The 21,423-nt window shown below is 69.4% G+C and carries 18 protein-coding genes; 10 read left to right on the forward strand and 8 right to left on the reverse strand.

All coding sequences use genetic code 11. The features are described from left to right. On the reverse strand, positions 1-2,286 hold the full coding sequence (locus tag DDE23_RS11480) for a molybdopterin-dependent oxidoreductase (RefSeq protein ID WP_107753859.1): 2,286 nt from the start codon (positions 2,284-2,286) through the stop codon (positions 1-3). A 184-nt stretch (positions 2,287-2,470) separates the two neighbouring features. On the opposite strand from DDE23_RS11480, the gene DDE23_RS11485 reads away from it, so the two are divergent. Genes DDE23_RS11485 through metC form a run of 9 tightly spaced genes read left to right on the forward strand, consistent with a single transcriptional unit; the run spans position 2,471 to position 12,681 of the window. After that, positions 2,471-3,388 (forward strand): LysR substrate-binding domain-containing protein, encoded by a 918-nt coding sequence (locus DDE23_RS11485; RefSeq protein ID WP_107753861.1) that lies wholly within the window; start codon positions 2,471-2,473, stop codon positions 3,386-3,388. A 21-nt stretch (positions 3,389-3,409) separates the two neighbouring features. Continuing rightward, entirely contained in the window at positions 3,410-4,741 is a 1,332-nt protein-coding gene (locus DDE23_RS11490; protein WP_202863250.1) for an NAD(P)/FAD-dependent oxidoreductase, read from the forward strand. Positions 4,742-4,771: 30 nt separating this feature from the next. Then, positions 4,772-5,518, forward strand: coding sequence for an SDR family NAD(P)-dependent oxidoreductase (locus DDE23_RS11495; protein WP_107753863.1), 747 nt, complete (start codon positions 4,772-4,774; stop codon positions 5,516-5,518). Beyond that, positions 5,518-6,603, forward strand: coding sequence for a phosphotransferase family protein (locus DDE23_RS11500; RefSeq protein ID WP_107753865.1), 1,086 nt, complete (start codon positions 5,518-5,520; stop codon positions 6,601-6,603). Before DDE23_RS11495 ends, DDE23_RS11500 begins: the two co-directional genes overlap by 1 nt. Before the next feature lie 11 nt (positions 6,604-6,614). Continuing rightward, the gene (locus tag DDE23_RS11505) at positions 6,615-7,829 is read left to right on the forward strand and encodes an acyl-CoA dehydrogenase family protein (protein WP_202863251.1); all 1,215 of its coding nucleotides are present in this window, start codon (positions 6,615-6,617) and stop codon (positions 7,827-7,829) included. A gap of 24 nt (positions 7,830-7,853) precedes the next feature. Next, on the forward strand, positions 7,854-9,500 hold the full coding sequence (locus DDE23_RS11510) for an acetate--CoA ligase (RefSeq protein ID WP_107753867.1): 1,647 nt from the start codon (positions 7,854-7,856) through the stop codon (positions 9,498-9,500). 43 nt (positions 9,501-9,543) lie between these two features. Next, positions 9,544-10,638 (forward strand): CaiB/BaiF CoA transferase family protein, encoded by a 1,095-nt coding sequence (locus tag DDE23_RS11515; protein ID WP_107753869.1) that lies wholly within the window; start codon positions 9,544-9,546, stop codon positions 10,636-10,638. Between the two features lie 43 nt (positions 10,639-10,681). Continuing rightward, a complete protein-coding gene (locus DDE23_RS11520) occupies positions 10,682-11,527 on the forward strand; it encodes a sulfurtransferase (protein WP_107753870.1) in 846 nt (281 codons plus the stop codon). Further along, positions 11,524-12,681, forward strand: coding sequence for a cystathionine beta-lyase (gene metC / locus DDE23_RS11525; protein ID WP_202863252.1), 1,158 nt, complete (start codon positions 11,524-11,526; stop codon positions 12,679-12,681). The genes DDE23_RS11520 and metC overlap by 4 nt, the downstream gene beginning before the upstream one ends. On the opposite strand, the gene DDE23_RS11530 is transcribed toward metC, so the two are convergent. From DDE23_RS11530 to DDE23_RS11560, 7 genes are all read right to left on the reverse strand, one after another. Beyond that, on the reverse strand, positions 12,678-14,210 hold the full coding sequence (locus DDE23_RS11530; protein ID WP_107753874.1) for an SDR family oxidoreductase: 1,533 nt from the start codon (positions 14,208-14,210) through the stop codon (positions 12,678-12,680). The two genes, metC and DDE23_RS11530, sit on opposite strands and share 4 nt — an antisense overlap. Before the next feature lie 4 nt (positions 14,211-14,214). After that, complete coding sequence (locus tag DDE23_RS11535; protein ID WP_107753876.1) at positions 14,215-14,718, reverse strand: flavin reductase family protein; 504 nt, start codon at positions 14,716-14,718, stop codon at positions 14,215-14,217. 15 nt (positions 14,719-14,733) lie between these two features. After that, positions 14,734-15,264, reverse strand: coding sequence for a nuclear transport factor 2 family protein (locus tag DDE23_RS11540; RefSeq protein WP_107753878.1), 531 nt, complete (start codon positions 15,262-15,264; stop codon positions 14,734-14,736). Further along, complete coding sequence (locus tag DDE23_RS11545) at positions 15,261-17,351, reverse strand: acetate--CoA ligase family protein (protein WP_107753880.1); 2,091 nt, start codon at positions 17,349-17,351, stop codon at positions 15,261-15,263. Before DDE23_RS11545 ends, DDE23_RS11540 begins: the two co-directional genes overlap by 4 nt. After that, positions 17,344-18,252 (reverse strand): SMP-30/gluconolactonase/LRE family protein, encoded by a 909-nt coding sequence (locus DDE23_RS11550; RefSeq protein WP_107753882.1) that lies wholly within the window; start codon positions 18,250-18,252, stop codon positions 17,344-17,346. The genes DDE23_RS11545 and DDE23_RS11550 overlap by 8 nt, the downstream gene beginning before the upstream one ends. A 66-nt stretch (positions 18,253-18,318) precedes the next feature. After that, positions 18,319-19,539, reverse strand: coding sequence for an ABC transporter substrate-binding protein (locus DDE23_RS11555; RefSeq protein ID WP_107753884.1), 1,221 nt, complete (start codon positions 19,537-19,539; stop codon positions 18,319-18,321). A gap of 51 nt (positions 19,540-19,590) precedes the next feature. Then, positions 19,591-20,349: an SDR family NAD(P)-dependent oxidoreductase gene (locus tag DDE23_RS11560; RefSeq protein ID WP_107753886.1), complete on the reverse strand. Its 759-nt coding sequence runs from the start codon at positions 20,347-20,349 to the stop codon at positions 19,591-19,593. Between the two features lie 242 nt (positions 20,350-20,591). Here DDE23_RS11560 and DDE23_RS11565 point away from each other — a divergent pair, with 242 nt between their 5' ends. Next, positions 20,592-21,371 (forward strand): IclR family transcriptional regulator, encoded by a 780-nt coding sequence (locus DDE23_RS11565; RefSeq protein WP_107753888.1) that lies wholly within the window; start codon positions 20,592-20,594, stop codon positions 21,369-21,371. Positions 21,372-21,423 lie beyond the last annotated feature (52 nt).

Genomic DNA, 21,423 nt, shown 5'->3' on the forward strand with positions numbered 1-21,423 from the left:
TCAGTCTTCTTTCGCTTGGATCGGAGGGGGCGCGGTCACCCGCAGGGGCGGCAGGGGCCCGTCGTGGCGGGCGACCTCGACCAGGCAGGATTGCGCGGCGCAGCCCTGGCCCAGTTCCGAAGTGCCGATGTCGCGGGTCAGCACATTGGGGTTGGACGAACGGTCCGTCAGCCCGTCCGGGTCATAGGTGGCACCCGTGGGCAGGACCACGACACCGGCCATCAGCCCGGGGTCGATCCGGGCGATGGCGAAACAGGCGCCCCGCGCGTTGAAGACGCGCAGCGCATCGCCCTCGGCAATGCCGCGCGCGGCGGCATCGGCCGGGTTGATCTGCAACAGCTCGCGGTCCTGCACCTTGCCCGCCCGGGAATAGGCCGAGAAATCCATCTGCCCGTGCAGCTTGCGCTTGGGCTGCGGGGTCAGCAGGTGCAGGGGGGCGGCATCCGTCGCGCGGCCCAGCCATTCCTCGGGGTCCAACCAGACCGGGTGCCCGGGTTGGCCGGGTTCCGCCGCGGCCTGAGCCGAGAAAAGCTCGATCCTGCCCGAGGGGGTCGACAGCGGATGCGCCACCGGATCGGCGCGGAAATCCGACAGCATGACGTAGCTTTCCTGCGGCTCGGGCATCGCCAGATAACCCTGGGCGCGGAAATCCTCGTAGGTCGGCACGTTGACGCCGCGGGCGGCGAGGTTGGTGCTGATCCGGCTCCAGGCCCAGTCCAGCCAGTCGTCGCTGCTGCGCCCCTCGGTAAAGGCCTCGGCATCGCCGAGCCGCCGCGCCAGCGCGGCGAAGATGTCATAATCGTCGCGGGCGTATTCATGGGGGGCGACCAGCTTCTGCATCGCCAGAAGGTAGCGATCGCGCGAGGCGCCGCCGATATCGTCGCGCTCCAGCGTCACGGTGGCCGGGAAGACGATATCGGCATGGCGCGCGGTGGCGGTCCAGTAGCCCTCGTTCACGATCACCGTCTCGGGCCGGCGGAAGGCCTCGCGCAGGCGGTTGAGGTCCTGGTGGTGATGGAACGGATTGCCGCCCGCCCAATAGACCAGCTTCACCTCGGGATAGACCCGCGTCTCGCCATCGTAGCGGTATTCAGCACCCGGGTTCAGCAGCATGTCGGCGACGCGCGCGCAGGGGATCGACAGGCCTGTGGCGTTGGGGATCCCCGGCAGGCCGTAGAGCGGCGTGCGGTATTCGGGGTTGCCCATGGCGTTGGACGAGCCGTAGCCGAAGGCGAAACCGCCGCCCGGCAGGCCGACCTGACCCAGCACGCAGGCGAGCGCGATGGCCGCCCAATAGGGCTGTTCGCCATGCCGCGCGCGTTGCAGCGACCAGTTGAGCGAGACCATGACCCGCTTGCCCGGCAGCGCCCGGCCCAGATCGCGGATCGTCGCGGCGGGGATGCCGGTGATCGTTTCGGCCCATTCCGGCGTCTTGGGCGTGCCATCGGTCTTGCCCGCCAGATAGTCGAGATAGGGCTGCGCGTCATTCACATGGCTGGTCAGGAAGGCGCGGTCTGCCTTGCCCTCGGCCACGACAACCTGCGCCAGCGCCATGAGCAGCGCGGCATCGGTATTGGGCCGCACCGGCAGCCATTCGATGCCGAATTTCTCTTCGATGTCCTCGCGGCAGGGCGAGATGTTGACGGCCCGCACCCGCCCGGTCACGCCCGCCATGAAGCTGTCGTAGCGATGTTCGCCGACGCCGCCCGCCTGGATTTCCCAGTTCTTCAGCGGCAGGCCGCCGAAGGCCAGGAAGATGTCGCAATGCTCGCGGATCGAGGCGGCCGAGGTCAGCGAGGCGCCGATCATGTCGCGCCCGACGATGCGCGGGACGAAGGCCATCGCCGCGCCATAGGAATAATTCGTCTCCTGATCCACATGCCCGCCGATGGCGCCGAAGAAGCGGCGCACCAGGGTGCGGGCGTGGTGGATGCGCCCGGCGCTGGACCAGCCGTAGCTGCCGCCGAAAAGCGCGCCATTGCCATGGGTCGCGCGGATCCGGCCGATCTCGGCCGCGGCGAGGTCAAGCGCCTCGTCCCAGCCGAGCGCGACATAGCTGTCCTCGCCCCGGGCCGCGCCCTTGTCGCCGGACAGCCAGCCCTTGCGGGCCACCGGCTGCGCCACGCGCAACGGATGATCCAGCATTTCCGGCCAGACCCCGGTCATGCCCGAGGGGCGGGGGTCGTGCTCGAAAGGCAGGATCCGGCGCAGCCTGCCGCCCTCGACCTCGGCGCGAAACGCCCCCCAATGCGAGGCGTTCAGAGGCAGGGAGGAGGCAGCGGACATGCGAGTTTCCCGACTGGAAGGGGGCAGGCGGCCCCGATTGATGAGACGCTAGGACATAATATTTTGTGCGTCAACAATCCTATTGACGACACTTATGTTATGTTAGACCTTCTGGGAGTGAGGGCAGGGCGCCGCCTATTTTTTGTGCATTCTCCCCAAGTGCTTGCGGGAAAGGACAGCCTCAGTGAACCGGTTCAACGTCAGACAGATCGAGGCCTTCCGGGCGGTCATCACCCTGGGAAGCATGACCAAGGCTGCGGAATCATTGGGTATTTCTCAGCCCGCCGTGTCCCGCCTGATGCTGGATTTCCAAGAGGCCGTCGGCTTCAAACTGTTCCGCAAATCGCGCGGCGGGGCCGAGCCGACCGAGGATGCGCGCCGCCTTTTTGTGCTGGTCGACAAATTCTTCGTCGGGCTCGAGGAGATGAATCAGGAGGTCCACGCGATTCGCTCGCTGGCCAGCGGCACGGTGACGATCGCCGCGCAGGGCCCTTACGACAACGGTCTGATCCCCGAGGTGGTGGCGCTATTCCGCAAACGCTATCCCGACATCGCCATCCGGCTGGAAAGCCAGCCGCAGGACCGGATCGCCGAATGGATCGCCTCGCGCCGGGCCGATATCGGCATCGTCTCGCTGCCGATTTCCAGCGCCGCGGTGACGGTGCGCGAACTGGTGAAGATGCCCGCGCTCTGCGTGCTGCCCGCCGGTCATCCTCTGGCCGAGAAAGCCGCGATCAAGGCCGAGGATCTGGCCGACGAAAGCTTCGTCAGCTTCCCGCGCGGCGCGCCCTTCCGCTTCGAGACCGATATCCTGTTCGAGAAGAAGGGCATCGACCGGCGCATGCTGACCGAGGCCACGACGCATGAATCGGTCTGCAATCTGGTCGCGGCGGGGCTGGGCGTGTCCATCGTCAGCCCCTATTCGCCGCATCTGCGGCGCAATCCCCGCCTTGAATTCCGTCCCTTCACCCCGGCCATGCCGATCTCGCTGGGCATGATCTGCAGCGAGGATTCGCTCTCGGTCGCGGCCCAGGCCTTCCACGATTTCGTGCTCAGCCGGACCGACGCCTACAAGGCCGCGCTGGAACGCGCCGCCAGTTGATCGCAAACCACAGGATGCCCCATGAACGCTGAGTTCCCCCCCACTGCCGACTTCTCCGTTGTCCCGCTCGAGACCGAGGTGGTGATCGTCGGCGGCGGCATCGTCGGCGTCTCGACCGCCTTGTTCCTGGCGCAGAAGGGCGTGCCGGTGGTGCTGTGCGAAAAGGGCACGCTGGGCGAGGAGCAATCGGGCCGCAACTGGGGTTGGGTGCGCAAGATGGGCCGCGACCCGCGCGAAGTGCCGCTGATGAAGCATGCGATGGACCTCTGGGGCCGCATGCAGCAGATGGTCGGCGCCGATGTCGGCTTCCGGGTGCGCGGCATCACCTATTTCGTCAATGAAGAGCCGGATCTGGTCCGCTACGAGGCCTGGATGAAGGAGGTCGCGCAATTCGGCCTCGACACCCGCTGGGTTTCCAAGGCCGAGATCAACAGTTTCGTCCCCGGCGCCACGCGGCAATTCGGCGGCGGTCTGCACACGGCCTCGGACGGGTTCGCCGAGCCGCATATCGCCACGAAACTGATCGGCCGGGGCGCCGCCAGGCTGGGCGCCCGGATCATCGAGGGCTGCGCCGTGCGCGGCTTCGAGACCGAGGGCGGGCGGGTGAGCGAGGTGGTGACCGAAAAGGGCCGCATCAAGTGCAAGCATGTGGTCTTGGCGGGGGGGATCTGGTCGTCGCTCTTTGCCCGGTCGGTCGATGTGAAGATGCCGCAGCTGAAGATGCTGAGCCAGGTGATGCGCACCCGGCCCATTTCAGGCGGGCCGCAGGGCTGCGGCTCGGGCCCCGGCTTCGGTTTCCGCGAGCGGCTGGACGGCGGCTACAACGTCGGCATGCGCTCGGCCCATCCGGTCGATATCGTGCCCGACAGCTTCCGCTACCTGAAGGATTACGTCCCGGCGCTGAAGAACGAATGGCGGGCGATGAAATTCCGCATCGGGCGCCGGACGTTCCAGGAGGTCGGGATGGAAAAGGGCTGGCGGCTGGACCAGCGTTCGCCCTTCGAGAAATACCGCATCATGCGGCCCGAGCCGGGGCACAGCATCCTCGATCAGGCAACCGTCAACATCAAGAAATTGTTCCCGCAGTTCAGGGACATGGTGGTGAACGAGCGGATGTCGGCCTGGATCGACGTTTCGCCCGACGCGATCCCGGTGATCTCGCCGGTCGAGGCGATTCCGGGTTTCTACATCTCGACCGGCTATTCCGGCCACGGCTTCGGCATCGCCCCGGCGGCGGGGCAGCTCATGGCCGAGATGATTACCGGCGAGACCCCGGTGGTGGACCCGACGCCCTTCCGCCACAGCCGCTTCATCGACGGCTCGAAGATCGTCCACTGGCCGATCGGGTTCTGAGGCGTCGGGCGCAGCAGAGGAGAAGGCGCAATGACGGATCTTTCGGGGCAGATCGCCATCGTGACGGGGGCGTCGGGCGGGCTGGGCGCGCAATTCGCCCGGGCGCTGGCCGGGCGCGGCGCCCGGGTGGCGCTGGCCGCGCGGCGCGTTGACCGGCTGTCGGCGCTGGCCGGGGAACTGGGCGACGGCGCCGCGGCCTTCGCCTATGATGCCGAGGATCTGCAGGCCGCGCCCGCCCTGATCGACCGGATTTCCGAGCGGCTGGGCGCGCCGACGCTGCTCATCAACAATGCGGGCATCAGCCTGCCCGGCCGCGCCCAGGACCAGACGCCCGAGGAATTCGACCGTACCATGGCCGTGAACCTGCGCGCGCCCTGGCGGCTGTCGCAGCTCTGCGCGCAGCTCTGGATCGGGGCGGGAACCGGCGGCGCCATCGTCAATGTGGCCTCCATGCTGGCCAGGCGGGCGGGGTCGGGCGTCTCGCTCTATTGCATGTCGAAGGCGGCGCTCCAGCACATGACTGCCTGCCACGCGCTGGAATGGGCCCGGCACGGGATCCGGGTGAACGCGCTTTGCCCGGGCTATATCCGCACCGAGATCAACGACGCCTTCTGGGAGACGCCGCGCGGGCAGGCGGAACTGGCGCGGCTGCCCCGCCGCCGGGTCGGCACGCCGCGGGATCTGGACACGGCGCTGCTGTTCCTCTGCGATCCGGCCAGCGGCTTCGTCAACGGCGCCTCGCTGACCGTGGACGACGCGGAAAGCTGGGCGATCTGATGGCGCCCGATCTGCCCCTTGATCCCGTGCTGATCCGCGATCCCGCGCAGGCGTTGCCTTTCGACCATGCGGCGCTGGCCCGGTATCTGGCGGCGGCGGGGCAGACCCTCGACGACACGCCGCTCAGGCAATTCGCCGGGGGCTATGGCAACCTCAACTACCTGATCCGGGTCGGCGGGCGCTGGGCGGTCCTGCGCCGCCCGCCGCCGGGCGAGATCCCCAAGGGCGCCAATGACATGGGGCGCGAGCATCGGGCATTGTCGATCCTGTCGCCGGTCTGGCCGCTGGCCCCGCGTCCCTTGGCCTATTGCGAGGATGCCGGGGTGCTGGGCGCGCCGTTCCTGATCTCCGAATTCCGCGCGGGCCTGCCGCTGCACGGCACCGCGCCCCTCGGCGCGGCGATGACGCCCGGGACGGCGCGTGCCCTGTCGCTTTTGCAGACCGACATCCTGACCCAGCTCCACGCCTTCGACCCGGCGGCGATCGGCGCGCTGGGCCTCGGCCGGGCCTCGGGCTTCGCCGAGCGCACGCTGCGGGGCTGGAGCGCCCGGCTGCATGGTGCTGGGGCGGGGGTGCCGCCCGAAGCGGTCGCGCTTTTCGACCGGCTGGGGCAGGTCGGGCCCGCCGACGCGCGGCTCACGGTCATTCACAACGATTTCAAGCTCGACAACGTGGTGGTTGACCCGGTGACGCTGGCGCCGAACGCGGTGCTCGACTGGGACATGGCGACGCTGGGCGCGCCCTTCTTCGATCTGGCGACGATGCTCAGCTATTGGGCCGAGGCCGACGATCCCGCGGGGCTGAAGGCCATCAACCTGACCCATTCCGAAGCCCCGGGCGCGCTGAGCCGCCGGGCGCTGGCCGAGGCCTATGTCCAGGCCACCGGCTTCGACAGCCCGACGGACGAGGCCGATCTGCGCTTCTTCCTGGCGCTCGCCTTCGGCAAGCTGGGGGTCGTGTGCCTGCAACTCTACGACAAGTTCCGCGCCGATCCCGAGGGAAACCGGCGCAACGAGAAATTCGGCGCCGCCGCGCCCGGGGCCTTTGCCCGGGGCCTCGACGTACTGGACGGCGGCCTGATCTGAGGGAGGAACCCATGGCGAAATTCTACAGCGATGTGACGATGTCCGAACTGCCCGGCGCGGTGGATCGCCTGGCCGAAAAGGTCCGCGATTTCGTGATCCGCGACTGCATCCCCGAGGAGGCCGCCTGGCGCGCCTCGGGCGAGGAGGTGAGCGAGGAACTGCGCCGCGCGCTGATGGCGCGGGCGCGCGACGCCGGGGTCTATGGGCTGCATCTGCCGAAGGCCTTCGGCGGCGCCGGGCTCGACCATCGCGGCAAGGCCAAGGTGCTGGAGGCGGCGGGCTATTCCATGCTGGGCCCGCTGGCACTGCATTGCGCGGCACCCGACGAGGGCAACCAGCACCTTCTGGACGTGGTGGCCGAGGGCAGCCATCGCGAGGACTACCTGCGCCCCTTGTGCGAGGGCGAGCGGTCGTGCTTCCTGATGACCGAGCCGGGCGGCGCCGGGGCCGATCCTGCGGGGATGAAGACCCTCGCGGTGCGGGACGGGGGCGATTACGTCATCAACGGGCGCAAATGGTTCATCACCGGGGCGCTGGGCGCGCGGTTTGCCATCATCATGGCCCGCGATGCCAGCGCCGGCGGTGCGCCCACCCTGTTCCTGACGCCGATGACCACGCCCGGGATCAACGTGATCCGCCCGATGGAGGTCATGGCGCATGATTCCACCGGCGGGCATTGCCTCGTGGATCTGGTCGATGTGCGGGTGCCGGCCTCGGCGGTGCTGGGCGAGCCGGGGCAGGGGTTCCGCTATGCGCAGGTGCGGCTCGCGCCCGCGCGGCTGACCCATTGCATGCGCTGGCTCGGGGCGGCCCAGCGCAGCCATGACGTGGCGCGGTCCCATGCGGCGCATCGGCACCTCTTTGGCGATCTGCTGGGCCATCATCAGGGCGTCTCCTTCCAGCTGGCCGACAACGAGATGGACCTCTACGCCGCCCGCGCCGTCACCGCACAGGCCTGCGCCGTGCTCGATGCGGGCTCGCAAGGGCGGCACGAAAGCTCGATGGCCAAGGTCTTCGTCTCCGAAGCGGCCAGCCGGGTCGTAGACCGGTCGGTGCAGATCCTGGGCGGGCTGGGCGTCACCGGCATGACCCCGGTCGAGCATATCTACCGCTCGATCCGCGCCTTCCGCATCTATGACGGCCCGTCCGAGGCGCATCGCATGGCCATCGGCCGCCGGTCCCTGCCCAAGGGCGACGACCTGCTGCCGGATCTGACGGATTTCTGAGGCAGCGCGGGGGGAGGAGACCACATGCTGTTGCCAAAGCTCGAGGATTACGCCCGGGACGCCGCTGCCTATCGGCGGCCACCCGCGCCCGGGACGTTCAATTACTGCGACATCATCGACGGCTATGCGCGGGATCCGGCGCGGGAGGCGCTGATCTGGCTCAATGCCGCCGGGGACGAACGCCGCCTGACCTTTGCCGAGATCAGCGAGGGATCGAAGCGCATGGCCTCTGTGCTGCGCGCGCAGGGCGTCGGCCGGGGTGACCGGGTGCTCATCATGCTGCCGCGCCTGCCGGAATGGCAGATGGCGATGCTGGCGGTCTTCCGGCTGGGGGCGATCGCCATCCCCTGCATCACCATGCTGACCCCCAAGGATCTGGCCTATCGGATCGAGGCGACCGAGCCCCGGGCGCTGATTACCCTGCCGTCCGAAACCGGCAAATTCGCGGGCCTCGCGCCCGGGGCCGCACGGCTGGTCGTGCCCTATGGCAAGGGCGAGGCCGGGGGATGGCAGGATCTGGTGGCGCTGGCCGCCGCCAGTTCGGCCGAGATCGCCACCGAGGCGATGCGCCCGGACGAGGGGGCGCTGCTTTACTTCACCTCGGGCTCGACCGGGCTGCCCAAGGGGGTGCTGCATTCGGCCTATTTTCCGCGCGCCTATCTGGAATGTTCGGCCTGGTGGTTCGACCTGAACGACCAGCGGGCCGATGACCTGATGTGGGGCACCTCGGATACCGGCTGGTCGTTCTCGTTGACCGCGACGCTGGTCGGGCCCTGGCTCGCCGGGGTCAGGACGCTGACCTATGACGGGCCGTTCGATGCCAGGGAACGGCTGCGGATCATGGACCAGTATGGCGTCACCGTCTTCGCCGCCGCCGCCAGCGAATTCCGCCAGATGCTGGCGCAGGAGATCGAGGCCCACGACCTGAGCCGCCTGCGGCTGTCGGCCACGGCCGGCGAGGCGCTGGACGGCCCCACCGCCCGCGCCTGGATGCGTCGCGCGGGCTGCCGGATCCACGAGGCCTATGGCCAGACCGAGGCGCTGATGGTCGTCGCCAATTACCCGGCGACCGAGATCCGGCCCGGGGCCATGGGCCTGCCGCTGCCGGGCCTGCCGATCGAGGTGATTTCCGAGGAAGACTTCCGCCCCCTCGGCCCGGCGCAGGTCGGCCATGTCGCCATCCGCATGCCGATGGAGGGGATGATGCTGGGCTATTGGCGCGCGCCCGAGAAGACCGAACGCTGCTTCGTGACCGATGCGCAGGGGCAGCGCTGGTACATTTCGGGCGACCTCGCGCACAAGGATGCGGAGGGGTATTTCTGGTACGAGGGGCGCTCGGACGATGTCATAAACACCGCAGGCTACCGCGTGGGTCCGGCCGAGGTGGAAAGCGCGGTGATGGCGCATCCCGCCGTCAGGGATTGCGCGGCGGTGGCCAGCCCCGATGCCGAGCGCGGGGAAGTCGTGAAGGCCTTTATCGTGCTGCATGACGGGCACGAACCCAGTGCCGAACTGGCGCGCGAGATCCAGGATTTCGTCAAGCGCGAGACCGCGCCCTACAAATACCCCCGCCGCATCGAATTCATCGACGCCTTGCCCCGCACCACGACCGGCAAGGTCCGCCGCAAGGATCTGCGCGACCGCGAGGCGGCGAAGGGGGGCCCGGCATGAGCGCCTGCCTTGCCCCCTGTGGTGCCCGGCCGGGGCGCGTCCGATGACGGGCCTGCCGCTTGCGGGGCTCAAGGTCCTGTCGATGGCCGAGCAATACCCCGGCCCCATGGCCACGCTGATCCTGTCCGACATGGGCGCCGATGTGATTCAGGTGGAACGCCGTGGCACCGGCGATCCCTCGCGCTTTCTCAAGGGGTTCTTCGAGGCGATGAACCGCGGCAAACGCTCGGTGGCGCTGGATATCCGCGACCCGGCGGACAAGGCACGGCTTCTGGCGCTGGCGGCCGAGGCGGATGTGTTTCTGGAAGGCTTCCGGCCCGGCAAGCTGGCGCGGCAGGGGCTGGGGTATGACGACCTTTCGGCGCTGAACCCCGGGCTGATCTATTGCTCGATCACCGGCTACGGCCAGACCGGCCCCTACCGCGACCGGCCGGCGCATGACCTGACCTTTCAGGGCGTCGGCGGCGCGCTGGAAGAGCGGCTCGACGGTGCCGTGACCGGCCTGCCGCCAGCGTTGCTCTTGGGCGACAATGCCTCCGGGCTCTATGCGGCCATCGGCATTCTGGCAGCGCTCAGGGCACGGGACGCGACGGGGCGCGGCACGCATGTGGATATCGCCATGTCGGACAGCGTGACCGCCCTGCAGACCGCCTTTGTCGGCATGCTGGGCGAGGCGGGCGACCCGCCGCCGCAGGCCGAACCGGCCTATGACCTCTTTACCTGCGCCGATGGGCGGCCGCTCACCCTGTCCATCGCCCATGAGGATGCCTATTGGGACCGGCTCTGCGCCGACCTCGGCCTCGACGATCTGGTCGGCCTGAAGCGCCCGGCCCGGGTCGGCCAGCGCGCGGTCCTGAAGGCGCGGATCGGCGGGGCGATTGCCAGCCAGCCGTTCGCCCATTGGGCCGGGGTGCTGGAGCGCGCGGGCCAGATGTGGGGGCCGGTCAACCGGCTGTCGGACCTGCCCGCCGATCCCCAAGTCACGGCGCGCGGCCTTCTGGACCGCGTGACCCGGGCCGACGGGACCGAGCAATGGGTGGTCCGCCAGCCGATCCGCTTTTCCGCCTGGGAGAACGCGCCGCTGAGCCGCGCGCCTGCCCTCGACGAACACCGGGACGCGGGTTTTGCCCGGCCCTGATCCCTTCGCCGGTCCCGGACCGGCCCTAGCCAAGGAGAGCCCCATGGACCCCTTTCTGGTCGAACCCCAATGGTTGCAGGACAGGCTGGGCGATCCCGCCGTCGTGACCCTCGACTGCTCGTGGTACATCCCCGAGGCGCAGAAAAGCGCCCGCGCCGAATTCGAGGCGGCGCATATCCCCGGCGCGCGGTTCTTCGATCTGGACGCGGCCTCGGACCTGACCTCGCCCTATGTCAACATGCTGCCGCCGCCTGCGCAATTCGCCGCGGTGGCGGGTGCGCTGGGCATCGGGCCGGACACCGATGTCGTGGTCTATGATTCCAGCTATGTCTCGGCCCGGGTCTGGTGGATGTTCCGCCATTTCGGCCATGAGCGCGTCGCCATCCTGAACGGCGGCTGGAAGCGCTGGCAGGCCGAGGGGCGCCCCGTCGCCAGCGGCCCCGCGCCCGAGATCGCCCCCCGCGCCTTCACCGCCCGGCCCGCCACCGGCGGGGTCGCCGGCTGGCAGGAGGTGCAGGCGGCGCTGGCTGATGGCGCGGCGGGCGTGGTCGATGCCCGCACGCGCGAGCGGTTCACGGGCGAATTGCCCTCGGGCTATCCCGGCGTCGCGGGCGGGCACATGCCCGGCGCGGTCAACGTGCCCTGGGGCGGTTTGCTGCCGCAGAAGGGCGATTTCACCTTTCTTGAGCCCGAGGCGGCGCGCGCGGTGCTGTCCGGCGCCGGGGTCGATCTGGAAAAGCCGGTGATCGCCACCTGCGGCTCGGGCGTGACGGCGGCGATCCTCGCCTTCCAGATGGCGCGGCTGGGGAAGGCGGATGTGACGCTCTATGACGGCTCCTGGCACGAATGGGGCCAGCGGGCGGATCTGCCGAAGGAATCGCTCTCGTGACCGGAAAGCTTGCCACCACCCTCGTCTCGACCGCGCGGCCCCGGGGGACTGGCATCACCTCGGTCAACCCGCCGCTGGTCCGGGCCTCGACCTTCGTCTTCGACACCTTGGCCGAGTTCGAGCGCGCCGCGAAGACCCCGTTCGACGTGCCCTTCTACGGACGGGTCGGCACGCCCACCACCTTCGCTTTCGAGGAGGCCATGGCCGAGATCGAGGGCGGGCACCGGGCGATTGCCACCTCCTCGGGCGTTTCGGCCATCTCGGCCACGCTGCTCGCCTTCCTCAGGCAGGGCGATCACCTGCTGGTGGTGGATACGGTCTATGAGCCGGTGCGGCGCTTTTGCAACCGGGCGCTGACCCGGATGGGGGTGGAGACGAGTTTCTACGACCCGGCGCTGGGCGCCGGGCTCGCCGATCTGATCCGTCCGAACACCCGGCTCATCTATCTGGAATCCCCCGGTTCGGGCACCTTCGACGTGCAGGACGTGCCGGCCATCGTCGCGCTGGCCCAGGCGCGGGGCATCCGCACCGCCATCGACAACACCTGGGCCACGCCGCTGTTCTTCCGGCCGCTGGAGCATGGGGTCGATGTCTCGATCCATGCCGCGACCAAGTATATCGTCGGCCATTCCGACGCGATGCTGGGCGTGGTTACGGCCAATGCCGACAGCTATGACGACATCCGCCGGGCCACGCAGGATCTGGGCGCCTGCGCCGGGATCGAGGAATGCAACCTCGGCCTGCGCGGTTTGCGCACGCTGGGGGTGCGGCTGAAACGGCACGAGGAGACGGGGTTGACGCTGGCCCGCTGGCTGGCCGGCCGGCCCGAGGTGGCGCGCGTCCTGCATCCGGCGCTGCCCTCCTGCCCCGGGCACGAGTATTGGGCGCGGGATTTCGACGGGGCGGCCGGGCTCTTCTCGGTCGAACTGGCCAGCCGCGACCCCGAGGCCAAGCGCCGCTTCATCGACGCGCTGCAGCATTTCCGCATCGGCTTCAGCTGGGGTGGCTACGAGAGCCTGGTGCTGCCGATGCATCCCGAAAGCCGCAGCCTGCCGCGCTGGCAGGCGCTGGGGCCGGTGGTGCGGTTGCAGATCGGGCTCGAGGACGCGGACGACCTGCAGGCCGATCTGGAACAGGCGCTGGGCCGGATCTAGCTGGCGGCGCCAGCGCTGCCGAAGGCGTTCCAGCCGCCGTCCACCCCCAGCAACGTGCCGCTGATGTAACTGGCGGCGGGCGAGGCGACGAAGGCCACGGCCTCGGCGATATCCTCGGGGCGGCCCAGATCGCCCATCGGGATGCGGGCGCGGATGGCGGCGGTGTCGATCCGCGCCGCCGCCTCGAGCGCCGCGACGCCCGGCGTGCGGATATAGCCCGGTGCGACAGTGACGACCCGCAGGCCCTTGGGGCCCAGTTCGGCCGCGAGGCAGCGGGTCAGGATGTCGATCCCGGCCTTCGAGGCGCCATAGGCATGGCGCGGCGCCATCGGAACCAGCCCGGCGATGGAGCCGAGGTTGACGATCACGCCGCGCCCCGGCGCCATGCGCGGGATCGCCGCCTTGGCGCAGGCAAAGGCGCCGGTCAGGTTGACCTCCAGCGTGCGGTCGAGGTCGGCGAAATCCTGCTCCAGCGCCGGTTTGAAATCGTCGGCGATGGCGGCGTTGTTGACCAGAACGTCCAGCGTGCCGATCTGCGCGAAGGCCGCCGCGACCGCGCCCTCGTCCGTCACGTCGCAGGGGATCGCGGTGGCCTGCGGGCCCAGCGCCTTAGCCCGGGCGGTCAGCGCCCCGGCGTTGCGGTCCAGCAGGAACACCCTGTCGCCCGCCGCCACGAAGAGCGCGGCGATGGCGGCGCCGATGCCGTCGGCGGCGCCGGTGATGACCACGCGGCGGGGGCCGGGCGCGGTGTCGGGGCGGGCGAGTTCGGCGGCGGGGACCTCGGCGGCGGGGGGATGCGCCTCGCCCGGTTGGTTGAAGGACATCCAGCCGCCATCAACGCCCAGGATCGAGCCGGTCACATAGCGCGCCTTGTCCGAGGCGAGGAAGGCGATGGCCGAGGCCATCTCGTCCGCGCGGGCGAGGCGGCCCATCGGGATCCGGCGGCGCACGGCGGCGAGGTCGGCCTTGCCCGCCGCCTCCAGTGCCGCGACCATCGGCGTGCGGACATAGCCGGGCGCGATGGCGTTGACGCGGATGCCCCGCCCGGCCCATTCGCAGGCCAGCGAGCGGGTCATGGAGATGAGCGCGGCCTTCGACGCGGCATAGGCATTGCGGGTCGGGTTGCCCAGGACGCCTGCCAGCGAGGCGGTGTTGACGATGGCGCCGCCCCCGGCCATCCGCCGCGCCGCCTCGCGCGCCATCAGGAACGGGCCGTTCACATTGGTCCGCAGCGTCAGGCGGAAATGGGCGAGGTCGGTCTCCACCGTCGGCGCCATGGTCGGGCCGATGGCGGCGTTGTTGACCAGCACGTCCACCTTTTCCCCCAGCGCGTCGAGCTGCCGCCACAGGGACAGGATCTGCCCCTCGTCCGACAGGTCGCATTCGAGGCCGAGGACGCCTTGCAGCCCGGTGACGCCGCTGCCGGGCAGGTCGACGGCGATGATCCGGCTGTCGGGGTCGCCGAATTCGGCGATCAGGGCGCGGCCGATGCCGCCCGCGGCGCCGGTAATCAGACAGGTGCGGCTCATGGTCTCACTCCGTTCCGAGGCGGCGGAAGAACCCGTCGCGATAGAGTAGGCTGGCGCCCGGCGCGGTGCCGAGGTCGATGACCCGGCCCAGAAACACCCAATGGCTGCCCTGTTCGAACGCCGCTTCGACCGCGCAGTCGAAGCGGCTGACGGCGCGGTCCAGTACCGGCGCGCCGCTGGCGCCGGTGGTCCAGAGCGCGGGCGCGAAGGCCTCGCGCTCCTCGCCCGGATGGGACGAGAAGCGCCGGGCGATCTCGGCCTGTTCGTCGCTGAGGAAATTCACCGCGAACCGGCCCGCCTCGCGGATCCGCTCGGCCGCGGATTTGTCGCCCCGGATGCAGACCACCAGCGTCGGCGGCTCGGTGGTGGCGGAACAGATGGCGGTGACGGTCAGCCCCTCGGGCACACCGGCATGGGTCCAGGTCACGACGGCGACGGGCGAGACGACATGGCGCATCGCGTTCTTGTACTCATCGACCGAGACGGCGGCGGGGGTGGGGGCCTTCATGGGCAAGTCCTGCGTTCAGGGCCGGGGGGCGAGGCGGTAGATGGGATCGTCGGGGAAGGCGGCGCCGATCGGCTGGCGGGGGCCGAAGCGCTCGGCCTCGCTGGCCTCGGGCACCGGCTGATCCTCGGCCCAGTCATAGACCACGACCCGCTCGGCCACCCGCCACTCGGTCCCGCGCTTCTCAAACCGGTCGCAATAGCGGCCGATCAGCATGACCTGCCGCACCACGCCATCAGCCCCCGCGCCGCGCTGATGGGCGGTGAAATAGCTTTCCACCGCCGCGCCGGTCGGGCCGGTGAACTCGATCAGGACGTTGCTGACCACATGGATGTTGCGCGGTCCCGTCGCCCAGACCCGTTTCGCCCAGTCGATGAAGCCCTCGACCGGGCCGGAATAGGGGCCGTGGCGGTCGGTCGCGTCGGGCCAGTAGGACGCGCGCAACGCGGCCTCGTCGGCCCGGTCGATGCCCCGGCAATAGCGGTAGAGGCAATCGCGGATCGCCTCGCGGTCCAGCAATTCCTGCAGCTGGGCGGCTGGGTCAGTCATGGGGCCTCCAGTTCGATGAGTGCGTCGAGCGCGATGACGCCCTGTCCCTTGGGCAGGACGCGCACGGGGTTGAGGTCGATGCCGACCACGCCGTCCCGATGCGCGGCGGCAAAGCGCGACAGGTCCGACAGAAGCCGCGCCAGCGCGTCGATATCGGCGGGTTCGGCCCCGCGCACGCCTTCCAGCAGCGCATAGCCCCGGATTTCGCGCAGCATCCGGTGGGCTTCGGGCACGTCGAAGGGGGCGGCGCGGAAGGTCACGTCCTTCAGCACCTCGACGAAGATGCCGCCGAGGCCCGCCATCACCACCGGCCCCAGCACCGGGTCGCGGGTGACGCCGACAATGACCTCGACCCCGCCCGGGACCATCGGCGCGACCAGCACGCCCTCGATGCGCGCGCCGGGGGCCTTGGCCCGGGCGCGGGCGAGGATCTCGGCGGTGGCCTGCCGGACGGCGGCGGCGTCCTTGAGGTTCACCGCCACCCCGCCGATCTCGGTCTTGTGGGCGATGTCGGGCGAGCAGATCTTGACCACCACGGGATAGCCCAGCGCCCCGGCCGCCTGCACGGCGGCCTCGGCGTCAGGGGCGAGGTGTTCGGCCGGGAACTGGATGCCGGCCTGCTTCAGCAGCGCCTTGGCACCGGCCTCGGACAGGGGGCCCTGCGGCAGGGGCAGGGGCTCCATCGGCGCGGGGGCCGAGGCGGGGCGGTCGAAGGCGTCGCGGAACCGGGCCAGCGCGCCCAAGGAATGCGCCAGCGCCGAGCCGTCCTCGTAGACCAGAAAGCCGTCGGCCTCGTAGCGGCGCTGGGCCTCGACCGGGGCGGACATGGTGAGGGCGCGGATGCTGCCCTCATGCCCGGCCAGCGCCTGCATCAGCGCCTCACGCAGGGGGTCGGCATAGGTCTTCGACCCCGGCCCGGTGCCGAGGATGGCGGTGAAGGCGTCGTAGCCACCCCGCTCCATCATCGTGCGCACGCAGGCTTTCAAGACGTTCAGGTCGCTCACCGCCTGCGCCGTGGCATCGACCGGGTTGCGGGGCGAGGCATAGGGCAGGAGGTCCAGCAATTCCTTCTGCGCATCCTCCGGCATGGGCGCGACATCCAGCCCCGCGGCCTCCAGATCGTCGGCCAGCTGGATGCCGAAGCCGCCCGACATGGTGAAGATCCCGACCCGGTCCCCGGCGGGAAAACGCCCCGAGGCCGCGGCATAGGCCACGTCGATCTGTTCGGCGGTGGTCGCGGCGCGGTGGACGCCATATTGGCGCAGCACCGCGTCGAAGACCCTGTCCGACCCGGCCAGCGCGGCGGTATGCGAGGCGGCGGCGGCGGCACCGACGGCCGAACGGCCGGTCTTCATGAAGACGATGGGCTTGTGCATCTGCCGCGCGGTTTCCAGCGCCTCGATAAACAGGTCGCGGTCGCGCACCCCCTCGGCATAGGCCATGACGACCTTGGTGTCGGGCTGGCGGACCATGTGGTTCAGCGCCTCGGCCACGTCGATATCGGCCTCGTTCCCGGTGGTGATCCACTGGCTGATGCCGAGGCCCCGGGCGCGGGCCAAATGGGCGATATGCGCACCATAAGCCCCCGATTGCGAGACGATGCCGACCGGGCCGGGGTGGATCATCTCTCGGTCGAGGATCACCGAGAACGTGCCGTAATAGCCCAGCGCCGGGTTGAAGACGCCCAGGCAATTGGGCCCCAGCAGCCGCATCCCGGCCGCGCGCGCGGTGGCGGTGAGGCGGGCTTGCAGCGCCTCGCCCTCGGCCCCCGTCTCGGCGAAACCGGCCGAGAAGATCACCGCCGAGCGCACGCCCCTGGCCGCGCATTCCTCGACCGCTTGCAGGGTCGCGGCGGCGGGCAGGGCGAGGATGGCGGTATCCGGCACCTCGGGGAGGGCGGCGATCGAGGCATAGGCGGGCAGGCCCTGCACCGTCTCGCGCTTGGGATTCACCGGCAGCACCCGGCCCTTGAACCCGGCCTCGCGCAGATAGCGCAACGGGCGCCCGCCGATGCGCGAGGCATCGTCCGAGGCGCCGACCAGCGCCACGCTGGCCGGGGCGAAGAGGGCGTCGAAGGCGTCACGCATCGGCTTGCCCTCCGGCGGAAAGGCGCATCCGGGGCTCGGACAGGCCCCTGACCCCCAGCCCGTCGACGGCAAAGAGGTATCCGCCCTGCGGATGGCGGGAAATCGCCCGGCCCGAGCCGCTGTCCTTGATCGAGGTGACGTAGAGCGTGGCCAGATCCGGCCCGCCGAAGGCAAGGCAACTGGGCATGTCGGTAGGGGCGGGCAGCAGGCGCTCCAGCTTGCCCGAGGGGGCGAAGCAGGCGATCTTGCCGACATTGACCAGCGCCACCCAGACCTGCCCCTCGGCATCGACGGTGGCGCCATCGGGGCCCGAGTTGAATTGCTGGGTATCGGCAAAGACCCGGGGACGGGCCAGTTCGCCGTTCTCGTAATCATAGGCGCGCACGAAGCGGTCCAGGCTGTCCGAGAAATACATCGTCCGCCCGTCGGGGCTGAAACAGAGCGAGTTCGAGATGCGGATGCCATTGGCCAGAACCTCGGCCCGGCCGGTGCCGTCGACGCGGACCAGCTCGCCCACCGGCTCGGCGAAGACGCCCATGCCACCGCAGACGAAGCGGCCCTGCCGGTCGACCTTGCCGTCGTTGAAGCGCATCCGCTCGTTCTTGGGCGGGACATGGAGGGGGGCGAGGGTGCCGGTGTCGGGATCGACCAGATAGATCCCGTCGAAAAGGCCCGCGACCAGCCGCCCGTCCTCGCACAGCCCGATGGAGCCGATGATCGAGGGCGTGGCGATCTGCCCCTCGGCCCCGCTGGCGGGTTCGTGGAAGCGGATCACGCGCGAGACGCCATCCACCCAGTAAAGCCGCTGGCGGCGGTCGTCCCACAGCGGGCTTTCGCCCAGAAGGTCGGGCGTCGAGCCGACGCGGGTTGCGACGATCTTGGCGTCGGAGGGTGAGGTCATCTCTGGTGTCCGCAAAAGGCAAAAAAAAGGGCGGCCGGGGCTGAGCCCGGCCGCCAGCGGGGAGGATTACTGCGTGAAGAGCGCGCAGCTGCTCTCTTCGCGGCTGCGCCAGGATTGTTCGGCCGGGATCAGGCCCAGCACGTTGTAATAATCCCAGGGCCCGGTCGATTCGGCGGGCGATTTCACCTGCACCATGATCATCGGATGCATGACGACGCCGTCCTCGCGGATCGAGACGTCCTGCATCAGGGGATCGTTCACCGGCGTCGCGCGCATCTGGTCCATGACCGCCACACCCTCGTCCGAACCCAGCGCAGACAGCGCTTCGAGGTAGTGGTTGACCGCCGAATAGGTGACGAGTTGCGCCTCGTTCGGGTAACGCCCGTCGAAGGCGGCATTGTAGCGCTCGGTCAGGGCGCGGCTCGCGTCGTAGTAGTTCCAGTAAGCCGCGGCCGAGAACACCAGGCCCTGCGTGGCCTCAAGCCCGATGCCGTGGATGTTGTTGGTCAGGATGCCCAGCGGCGCCAGATGCTGACCGGCGGCGACGATGCCGAATTCCTCGGCCTGCTTGATGACGTTGGCAAGGTCGGCGCCCGCATTGGCGATGCCGATGACCTGCGCGCCGCTGGCCTGCGCCTGCAGCAGTTGCGAGGAGAAGTCGGTGGCGCCCAAGGGATGCAGGGTCGAGCCCAGCACCTCGCCGCCCGCCGCTTCGATGAAGCGGGTGGCATCGGCCTGCCAGGCATGGCCGAAGGTGTAGTCGACGGTGATGAAATACCAGCGCAGGTTGCCCTGCTCGATCTGAGCATTCACCGAGCCGCGGGCCAGCGTATAGGTGTCATAGGCCCAGTTGGTGGTCATGGGCGAACACTGGCTGTTGGTCGTCTCGGTCGTGGCGGTGCCGGCGATCAGATAGGGGCGTTCGTGCTGGCGCATCACGTCCTGCACGGCCAGCGCGATGGACGAGGCCGAGCAGCCGACGATGGCGTCGACGCCCTCTTCCTCGACCCAGCGGCGGGCGGTCGAGACGCCGATGTCGGGCTGGTTCTGGTCGTCGGCGATCACCAGTTCCACCGGCACGCCGTTGATGGCGCCGCCGTGGTCCTCGATGGCCAGCCGCGCCATGGTGACGGAGCCCGCGCCGCAATTGTCAGCGTAGGGGCCCGATTGGTCGTTCATCACGCCGATCCGGATCACGCCGTCGGTGAAATCGGCCCAGGCGGGCGCGGCGGTGAGGGCGGTACAGGTCATCATCAGCGCCAGGGCGCCGGTCTTGGTCAGTGTCATGGTCTTCCTCCCTTGGGTTTGGCGGGGGCTCCTCTCCCCCGCCGGGTCAGTTCACGAAAAAGCGTAGGTGACGCCCCCATCCACGAACAGCATGTCGCCGGTGATGAAGGAGGCCTCGTCCGAGGCCAGGAACACGGCCGCATTGGCCATGTCCGCGGGTTGTCCCAGCCGGCCGATGGGCATGCGCTGGCGACGGCGTTCCCAGCCGTCCTCGCTCACCACCATATTGGCGCCGTCGGTCTGGGTGGGGCCGGGGGCGATGGCGGTGACGCGGATGTTGTCGGGGCCGAATTCGGCCGCGCCCGAGCGGGTCGCGGCAGCGACCGCGGCCTTGATGGCCGAGTACATGATGCCGTGTTTCATCGCCAGAACGGCCGAGGGCGAGGCGATGTTAACGATGACCCCGCCGCCTGCCGCGCGCATCTGCGGCACCGCCGCCTGATAGCCCCAGATCACCCCCTTGAAGCCCACGTCGATCATGCGCGAGATCATCGGCTCGGTCTGCTCTTCCAGCGGGCCGTAGCGGTTGTACATCGCGTTGTTGACCAGCACGGTGATCGGCCCGAAAGCGTGTTTCAGCTGCGCGGCCGCGGTGAAGACTTCTTCACGGTCGGCCACATTGGCCTTCAGCGCCAGCGCCTCGCCGCCCGCGGCGCGGATGGCGTCGGCGCATTCCTCGGCAACCTCGAGCTTGAGGTCCAGCACGCCCACTTTCGCCCCTTCACGGGCATAGGCCTCGCTGATCGCGCGGCCGATCCCGCGTCCGCCGCCCGTCACCAGGGCGACCCGGTTGGCAAGTCTGCCTCCCATTGTCTTCGTCCTTTCCTCCCGGTCCCGCGACCCGCCGCACGCCCCCTCCCCGAGGGTGCAGGCAACACGCGGCCGGGGCGCCGTGGCGCCCGTCCCGGTGGTCTTGCCTGCCGGATGCGGCTGGTCTCTGGGTGTGAGGGAAGGATTGCACGCGTCCGTGCAGGCGGCTAGAAAATTCCGTCGGTGAAGTGGAGTTTCACACTTGTGAATTCCGGCCGAACGGGGATGGGGAGGTCCCGCCGATGTCCAACGCACAGGTCAAGTCCGCCATGCGGGCTTTCGAGATCCTCGAACATTTCCGCCTGACCCAGCAGCCGCGCACCATGTCGGAACTCTCGGTCGATCTGGGCTATCCGCTGTCCTCGACCACGGTGCTGCTGAAGACGCTCGTGAACCTCGGCTACCTGAACTACGACCGCGGCAAGCGGGTCTATTTCCCGACCACCAAGGTCACCGGGCTGGGCGATTGGGTGCCGCGCGCGCTGTTCGGGTCGGGGCATGTCATCGATGCGATGAACGATGTCCACGCGATGACCAGCGAGGGGATCTTCGTCGGCACCCGCAACGATGTTTATCTGCAATACCTGAAGACCAAGCAATCCCTGCACGCGCTGCGCTTCTTCATCGACGAGGGGACGGTGCGGCCGATCACCCGGTCGGCGGCGGGCTGGGTGCTGATGTCGACCATGAGCGACGACAAGATCGAGAACATGGTCCGCCGCGCCAATATCGCCACGCAGAACCCGGCCGAGCGGGTGCTGGTGCCCGAGATCTTCCAGCGCGTGGCCGAGATTCGCGCCCGTGGCTATGGCTGGGCCGAGGACGTGCCCTTCGCGGGCGGCGCCACCATCGCCGTGCTGATGCCGGGCACGATCCTGGGCAGTCCGGTGACGCTGGCGCTGGGCGGGGTGACCGACCGGATCAAGAAGAATTTCGACAAGTACTTGGGCGCGCTGCGTCTTGCAGCGCGTTCGGTCCCGGCCGAGCCCGATTTCGACACGCCGATCCATATCGAGCTGTGACGCCGGTTTTTCACGGATGTGAATGTCAGCGACCGATATGCTGTAATCGTTG

The organism is Pararhodobacter aggregans (assembly GCF_003075525.1).
Lineage (GTDB): Bacteria > Pseudomonadota > Alphaproteobacteria > Rhodobacterales > Rhodobacteraceae > Pararhodobacter > Pararhodobacter aggregans.

Bases quoted from the DNA above. Each gene is read 5' to 3' on its own strand.
- DDE23_RS11515 (WP_107753869.1), top strand. From the start codon at position 9,544: ATGACGGGCCTGCCGCTTGCGGGGCTCAAGGTCCTGTCGATGGCCGAG.
- DDE23_RS11560 (WP_107753886.1), bottom strand. From the start codon at position 20,349: ATGGGAGGCAGACTTGCCAACCGGGTCGCCCTGGTGACGGGCGGCGGA.
- DDE23_RS11490 (WP_202863250.1), top strand. From the start codon at position 3,410: ATGAACGCTGAGTTCCCCCCCACTGCCGACTTCTCCGTTGTCCCGCTC.
- DDE23_RS11535 (WP_107753876.1), bottom strand. From the start codon at position 14,718: ATGAAGGCCCCCACCCCCGCCGCCGTCTCGGTCGATGAGTACAAGAAC.
- DDE23_RS11545 (WP_107753880.1), bottom strand. From the start codon at position 17,351: ATGCGTGACGCCTTCGACGCCCTCTTCGCCCCGGCCAGCGTGGCGCTG.
- DDE23_RS11500 (WP_107753865.1), top strand. From the start codon at position 5,518: ATGGCGCCCGATCTGCCCCTTGATCCCGTGCTGATCCGCGATCCCGCG.
- DDE23_RS11480 (WP_107753859.1), bottom strand. From the start codon at position 2,286: ATGTCCGCTGCCTCCTCCCTGCCTCTGAACGCCTCGCATTGGGGGGCG.
- DDE23_RS11550 (WP_107753882.1), bottom strand. From the start codon at position 18,252: ATGACCTCACCCTCCGACGCCAAGATCGTCGCAACCCGCGTCGGCTCG.
- DDE23_RS11555 (WP_107753884.1), bottom strand. From the start codon at position 19,539: ATGACACTGACCAAGACCGGCGCCCTGGCGCTGATGATGACCTGTACC.
- DDE23_RS11520 (WP_107753870.1), top strand. From the start codon at position 10,682: ATGGACCCCTTTCTGGTCGAACCCCAATGGTTGCAGGACAGGCTGGGC.
- DDE23_RS11505 (WP_202863251.1), top strand. From the start codon at position 6,615: ATGGCGAAATTCTACAGCGATGTGACGATGTCCGAACTGCCCGGCGCG.
- DDE23_RS11565 (WP_107753888.1), top strand. From the start codon at position 20,592: ATGTCCAACGCACAGGTCAAGTCCGCCATGCGGGCTTTCGAGATCCTC.
- DDE23_RS11530 (WP_107753874.1), bottom strand. From the start codon at position 14,210: ATGAGCCGCACCTGTCTGATTACCGGCGCCGCGGGCGGCATCGGCCGC.
- DDE23_RS11495 (WP_107753863.1), top strand. From the start codon at position 4,772: ATGACGGATCTTTCGGGGCAGATCGCCATCGTGACGGGGGCGTCGGGC.
- DDE23_RS11540 (WP_107753878.1), bottom strand. From the start codon at position 15,264: ATGACTGACCCAGCCGCCCAGCTGCAGGAATTGCTGGACCGCGAGGCG.
- DDE23_RS11510 (WP_107753867.1), top strand. From the start codon at position 7,854: ATGCTGTTGCCAAAGCTCGAGGATTACGCCCGGGACGCCGCTGCCTAT.